5 protein-coding genes and 1 pseudogene are annotated in these 6,188 nt (G+C 34.3%); 3 read left to right on the top strand and 3 right to left on the bottom strand.

What is annotated here, in order from left to right; all coding sequences use genetic code 11:
- A pseudogene (locus CF599_RS19935) lies at positions 1 to 91 on the top strand (transposase); the annotation flags it as partial.
- On the opposite strand, the gene CF599_RS14860 reads toward CF599_RS19935, so the two are convergent.
- The 3 genes from CF599_RS14860 to CF599_RS14850 all read right to left on the bottom strand — a co-directional run bounded on the left by CF599_RS14860 (position 75) and on the right by CF599_RS14850 (position 3,934).
- Positions 75 to 986 carry a YhcG family protein gene (locus CF599_RS14860; RefSeq protein WP_121966783.1) on the bottom strand — a complete coding sequence of 304 codons (912 nt, stop codon included), beginning with the start codon at positions 984 to 986 and terminating at the stop codon, positions 75 to 77. The pseudogene CF599_RS19935 and the gene CF599_RS14860 overlap by 17 nt on opposite strands.
- 737 nt (positions 987 to 1,723) lie before the next feature.
- Entirely contained in the window at positions 1,724 to 2,446 is a 723-nt protein-coding gene (locus CF599_RS14855) for an NAD(P)-dependent oxidoreductase (protein ID WP_121966782.1), read from the bottom strand.
- A 363-nt stretch (positions 2,447 to 2,809) separates the two neighbouring features.
- Positions 2,810 to 3,934, bottom strand: a complete 1,125-nt coding sequence (locus tag CF599_RS14850; RefSeq protein ID WP_121966781.1) for an aspartyl protease family protein — start codon at positions 3,932 to 3,934, stop codon at positions 2,810 to 2,812.
- A gap of 314 nt (positions 3,935 to 4,248) precedes the next feature.
- On the opposite strand from CF599_RS14850, the gene rlmD reads away from it, so the two are divergent.
- Both rlmD and CF599_RS14840 read left to right on the top strand, forming a co-directional pair.
- Positions 4,249 to 5,661 (top strand): 23S rRNA (uracil(1939)-C(5))-methyltransferase RlmD, encoded by a 1,413-nt coding sequence (gene rlmD, locus CF599_RS14845; RefSeq protein ID WP_121966780.1) that lies wholly within the window; start codon positions 4,249 to 4,251, stop codon positions 5,659 to 5,661.
- 53 nt (positions 5,662 to 5,714) lie between these two features.
- Positions 5,715 to 6,044, top strand: a complete 330-nt coding sequence (locus CF599_RS14840; RefSeq protein WP_121966779.1) for a DUF2185 domain-containing protein — start codon at positions 5,715 to 5,717, stop codon at positions 6,042 to 6,044.
- Positions 6,045 to 6,188: the final 144 nt, after the last annotated feature.

The following is a 6,188-nucleotide window of genomic DNA, read 5'->3' as shown; positions in this document are numbered from 1 at the left end:
TAATGCCAAAATTAAAGCATTCAGGGCTCAATTTAGAGGAGTAAGAGATATTGACTTCTTCTTATACAGATTGACTAAACTTTATGCATAAACACAACTTTTGAGATTGATCCCTTTTTAGACTTGCAAATAATGATCCCTATAGAAGGATTTTCGTGTGGCAGTTTTATCGTGTCATTTAAAACATTTAGATAGAACTCCATTTTCCCTTTATACTCAGGAAGAAATTTTCCTATTTTTAACTCTACAGCGATTAGTGCCTGAAGCTTTCTGTGATAAAGCAGCACATCGATAAAGAACTCCTCCCCTTCTATCTCTATCTTATACTGATTACCCACAAAAGTATAGTCTGCCCCAAACTCAATAAGAAAAGATCTAATATCCTTAATAAGTGCCTGCTCAAGATCAGCTTCAGAATGTTCATCAGTTAGATTTAGGAAGTTAAACACATAATCGTCTTTTATAGCAAGTATAGCTTGGTTCTTGATATTATCAGGTAGTGTCTTATCAAAATTAGCTTGCCCAGTAAGATACTTCTCGTAATTCTTAGATTCTATCTTATTAATTAATAGATTCTTTGACCATCCGTATCTCTTAGTTGAAAGTATATAGAATTGACGCTCTTGCTCATTTTTACATTTAGTCATTATCACCAAATGTTTAGTCCAGCTAATTTCTCCAACCGATGGTTGGAGAATTACACTTTTGTTATATTCTGTAAAAAACTGAGCCATAGACCATAAGTTTGACACACCAAAACCACGAATACCCGGAAACTCTTCTTGTAAATCTTTTGATAGCGTTTCGACAACAGATTTACCCCAACCTAGTTGTTCTTGTTTTGAAGTAATTTGTTTACCGATATCCCAGTAGAGTGATATCATCTCTTTATTAACCGCTTTCATAGCCTCATACTGTGCAGAGCGAATGCGTTCTTTTACCTCTATTAGAAACGAACTGTAATGTTCTTGTTGCTGAATATCCATAGTTAAGTTTTATGTTATATTGCACAATTACCATGCCTTAATCAACAGAATATTAGTCTTTTAAATTCTGCAACCATTGGTTGCAGAATTAGGTATCACAATCAAATACACACAATTCTCCAACCATCGGTTGGAGAATTAAACCTCCTATAGCTATAAGCAACAAACAGCGCATTACAACACTATTTACATCTCCTTTTTACTTGATGTCATTTTGCGAAATAAAAACAAGTTCGGACACTACCGAACCTTCACAAACCCAACAAAATAAAGGCTTAAGGTATCACATTCCACCATTATTCCTGTTTTGTTCCCAAGAACACTGCAAAACGGGCTCTTTTGGGAACAACTCGGGAACAAAACCAAAGCAAACCCAGGAAAACACAAGGTTTTCACAGCCAAAAAAATCTAAAAATAATAAGTAAAAATGAAAACAAAAGTCTTTTTGAGTTGACTTTTTTAAGCAGAGATATACAAAGTAGCTTTATAGTAATTCAAGGCTATTATATCTCATATAATTCATCAGATAGAACTCTGATTTAATGCATATTAAAGCACAAATATATAAAATATAATTTAAACTTAAAATCAGCATTAACCTAGTACTACAAAGAAAGCCCCCCTCCTCTAATTGGAGAGATAAAAAAAGCGATAACAAATCTTCACAGACCTATTATCGCTTTATATATTACCTTAATTCCATAACTAGCAGACTACGAAATCTCACTAGTCTTAAATTATTGCTTAAGCTTAAAAAGATTGAATGAATTATATTGGGGAGTATAATTCAATAGCCTTTTTGCTTTAGTTATATTCAATCTCTTATATGTATTATTAGAAATAGCATTAAATATTTCGAAATCAAATGTATCTATTGATTCTATACACTTATTTAGCAACTGATTAAGATCATCCGGATGCAAATAAGCACTCATATCTCTAGCATTCATCTCTGTAAAGTCTTCAGGAAACTCATAAGCTCCTATTCTTAAGCAAATAGCTTTAACCCCACTACTCTTAGACAAATAAGAAAGTAATGACTCACCAAATACTTTTGATATCCCATAATAATTCCCTGGCAGCGTAGGCATCGTTTCGTCGATTTGGATATCTTTTTCATACCCCTCAATAGTTTGTGCACTACTAGCAAATATTATTTTAGAAATATTGTTCTCTAGCATACTATCTAATAGGTTTTTTGTTCCTAACATATTAGCCGCTAACACTAAATCAAAAGGAGTATCCGCAGAAGGAATCCCTGCTAGATGAAGAACTATATCAACACCCTTACAGGCTTTCGATAAAACATCAACATCACTTAAATCACCTATGATATAATCAACCGATTCATCTATTGGTCGTTTTTTATCTAATACTATAAAATCGTATTTTTCTTTATTTTGTGATATAAAGTGACTACCTATTTTACCCGCTCCACCTGTAATTAATATTTTTTTCATTGTTATCTTTTCACTATTTTGTTTATCACATTGTAAACTTTTTACAATTAAGGATAAGTATCTAAAACCAGCATTCTATCTACTGTAATCTCAATACCATCTGAGTAAAATTAAAAATAATAAAGCGATTGCTTTTTTAAAAGAGTCTTAAATTATACAAACACCTTCTACAATATTGTTTTCTTGGTCATAAGTATATAGAATTGACGCTCTTGTTCATTCTTACCAAATGCATAGTCATACTAATTTCTGAAGAAATAGATTAGAGCATCGGATTAATCATAGTTGTTATCTGTGACTAAAAAAAAGCGATAACAAATCTTCACAGATCTATTATCGCTTTATATATTATATCATTACTTCTTACAGTGTCAACTTCTCTCCATTGCGAAGTACCTCTAGCTTAGGTTGCTTCTTACTGCGTTGCAAGTATTTTCTGTACCCACATAATTGTTCCATTGGTTGACCGTCTATAGACAAGACCACATCCCCTAGTCTAACAGTCTTCTCTTTCTCGTGAATAGCTGCTACCATATACTTTCCTTCGATATAAGCTATACCATACCCCACTTTCTCTAAAGTAGACACGATAGGGTTATTCTGCACTTTCTTTAAATACAACAGCTTAAAAGAAGGCAAATAATACATGTGAAACTGCTTTATAAACTCCACTCCTATCTGATAAGTGTCATCGCTCGCACTAAACGTCAATTCCTCATTCTCTAGTGCCATTTTGCCAATCTTGATTCTCGCTTCTTGAGTAATCAATGTTCTATTAATAGACTCATTCATTCCGAAAGCTCCTATACTCCCTACACTGATGTACGAATTAAACTTTAACCCTGACAAATATGCTAATAGTCCTCGATCTGCAGTCACTGTAAGATATCCATTATCACCTGTATCTAATAGAAACGGACGTATAGCTCCGTGTCCTACTTCTACCGGCACCACTATCCTAGTATCCATCTCTAAAGGATAACTCTGCACAGATGTAAAGTTATCTTTTAATAAAGTATCAACTAACTCCGGTGAGAAGTCTTGTATGATAATCTCTTTCTTGATCGGGTCTATCTCTAATACTTTATCTTTATAAATCACATTACCTAGTATCCCATCTATCTTATAACAGTTAAAAATAGGGTCATTAATCATTGGGAAAGACTCAAAGTCGGTAAATGGTAAATGACGAAACGTATAATTACCCACCTTCAGGCTATCTACATAAATTGTCGGAACTGCTTGTACCACATTATTTGCATCCACAGCCGAAATAGCTTCCCCAACATAAAACTCTTTTAACAAGCTACTGCGAATAGATAATCCATCCCATCCAGTATCAAATAAGAAAGTCATTGGTTTATTATTAACCTTTAAATCAACAAGCATCCAACCTGAGTCATCATTGTAAGGAAGGCGCACTGTCTGAGCATACCCTCCAATTGAAAATAAAACAAAGGCTAGTAAAAAGAATTTGATAGATCTCATATAAGTTTGATTGAATAATCTAAAATAGATAAATTATCAATCAGTTTTACATCTTTATGAATAATACATCTCTAATTTAACAAATCTCTCTTCCTGTCTCTATATACCCTTATCTACCTTACTACTTTTGCCTGATTTCTTCTTCTAGAACTTAAAATCCTCGTACTTCTGCCAAATTAAATCAGCACAACGACAGCTACTCCACCCATCACCGTATAAAAAACTAACAAACAACCATTTATGCAATTATATAAACTCATTATGAATAAGCTTTAAGAGAGGTAAGCAAATGAAAATAAACTTAATTTTGCGGCATGAGTAGAAAAAAAACAGAAAGAATCGTATTCGAAAACGTAGAAGTCCTTGATGCAGGTGCAAAAGGCGTTTCGGTAGCTAAAGCTCCAGATGGGAAGGTTATCTTTATTCCTAACGTAGTTCCGGGAGATGTGGTAGACGTGCAAACATTCAAAAAACGCAAAGCGTACTATGAAGGTAAAGCAGTAAACTTCCACAAATATTCTGAACAAAGAATAGAGCCAGTATGTGAACACTTCGGAGCTTGTGGTGGATGTAAATGGCAAAATATGAGCTATACGCAACAGTTGTTCTATAAGAACCAAGAGGTTTTTAACAACTTAAAGCGCATAGGTAAAATCGAATTGCCTGATTTCGAACCTATCTTAGGTTCTAAAGAAACTTTATTCTATAGAAACAAGATGGAGTTTTCTTTCTCTAACGCTCGTTGGTTAACACCAGAAGAAGTAGCTAGCGGAGTAGAAATGGGTAAAGAGAATGCACTAGGATTTCACATTCCTAAAATGTGGGACAAAATCTTAGACATCCAAAAATGTCACTTACAGCAAGATCCTTCTAACGATATCAGAAACGAAATCAGAAGATTTGCTAATGAGAATAATCTATCTTTCTTTAATCCTCGTGATCAAGAAGGTCTATTGCGTACATTAATGATCAGAACTGCCTCTACAGGGGAAGTAATGGTGATGATCCAATTCTTCTATGACAACAAAGAAGAACGTGAGTTATTAATGAACTTCTTAGCTGAGCGTTTCCCTAATATCACTTCATTACAGTATGTGGTAAACGGAAAAGCAAATGATACAATCTATGATCAAGATGTAGTACTTTATAAAGGTCGTGATTATATCTTAGAAGAAATGGAAGGTCTTAAATTTAGTATCAACGCTAAATCATTCTACCAAACTAATTCTGAGCAAGCGTACGAATTATATAAAGTAACGAGAGATTACGCAGGTCTTACAGGTAGCGAGCTAGTATATGACTTGTACACAGGTACAGGTACTATCGCACAGTTCGTTTCTAAAAAGGCAGGTAAAGTAGTAGGTGTAGAAGCAGTACCTGAGGCTATCGAAGATGCTAAACTAAACGCTGAGCGTAACAATATTACTAACTGTGAGTTCTTCGTAGGTGATATGAAGAATGTGTTTAACGACGACTTTATCGCTACGCACGGTCATCCAGACGTGATAATTACTGACCCTCCTCGTGATGGTATGCATAAAGATGTAGTAGAGATGCTATTAAAAGTAGGTGCTAAACGCATCGTGTATGTAAGCTGTAACTCAGCTACTCAAGCACGTGACTTAGCGCTTATGGATCATATGTATAAAGTGATTAAAGTACGTCCAGTGGATATGTTCCCACAGACGCACCACGTAGAAAACGTAGTATTATTAGAACTTAGATAATAAATACATAAAGGGCAATCTTCTCGATTGCCCTTTTTTATAAAACAATAACAATGAATCAAGACAACAACATTCTTGCTGAGGCAACCAAGAACCTAGTAGGTGATATCGGATTCTGTTTAGTATCTGCTAAAATTATGGTCTTAGGCGAAAACGTAGATTATATGTACCGCGAAGAGCCAAACTCTGATACAGATAGCGGATGGAGATTCTTAAGCAATACAGAAGACGAAGAGTACTTAGATAATCCTGAGAACACAGACATCTACAGCGTTAATGCTGTAGCACATAATGACAAAGCGATTATCCCTTACTTAAAATTACCTGTAGGAAGCGAATTAGCTCGTGTAGAAGGAACTAATGAGTTCGAAATTTTAGACTAAACAATATCTCTTTCATAACAAGTAGCCACCTTAATAGGGTGGCTATTTTTGTTTACTTCTTATACAAATCAAACAATACAACACCACCTTGTCATAACAAATTATTTTATCATTACATTAATTTACAACAAAAGCAATATTTAT

The organism is Myroides sp. N17-2 (assembly GCF_002286775.1).
Taxonomy (GTDB): domain Bacteria; phylum Bacteroidota; class Bacteroidia; order Flavobacteriales; family Flavobacteriaceae; genus Flavobacterium.
This window is presented reverse-complemented; position numbering and strand designations above follow the sequence as displayed.

What these genes read in the sequence shown, in the direction of transcription:
- CF599_RS14860 (WP_121966783.1), bottom strand. Translation starts at nt 986, where the DNA reads ATGGATATTCAGCAACAAGAACATTACAGTTCGTTTCTAATAGAGGTA.
- CF599_RS14855 (WP_121966782.1), bottom strand. Translation starts at nt 2,446, where the DNA reads ATGAAAAAAATATTAATTACAGGTGGAGCGGGTAAAATAGGTAGTCAC.
- CF599_RS14850 (WP_121966781.1), bottom strand. Translation starts at nt 3,934, where the DNA reads ATGAGATCTATCAAATTCTTTTTACTAGCCTTTGTTTTATTTTCAATT.
- rlmD (WP_121966780.1), top strand. Translation starts at nt 4,249, where the DNA reads ATGAGTAGAAAAAAAACAGAAAGAATCGTATTCGAAAACGTAGAAGTC.
- CF599_RS14840 (WP_121966779.1), top strand. Translation starts at nt 5,715, where the DNA reads ATGAATCAAGACAACAACATTCTTGCTGAGGCAACCAAGAACCTAGTA.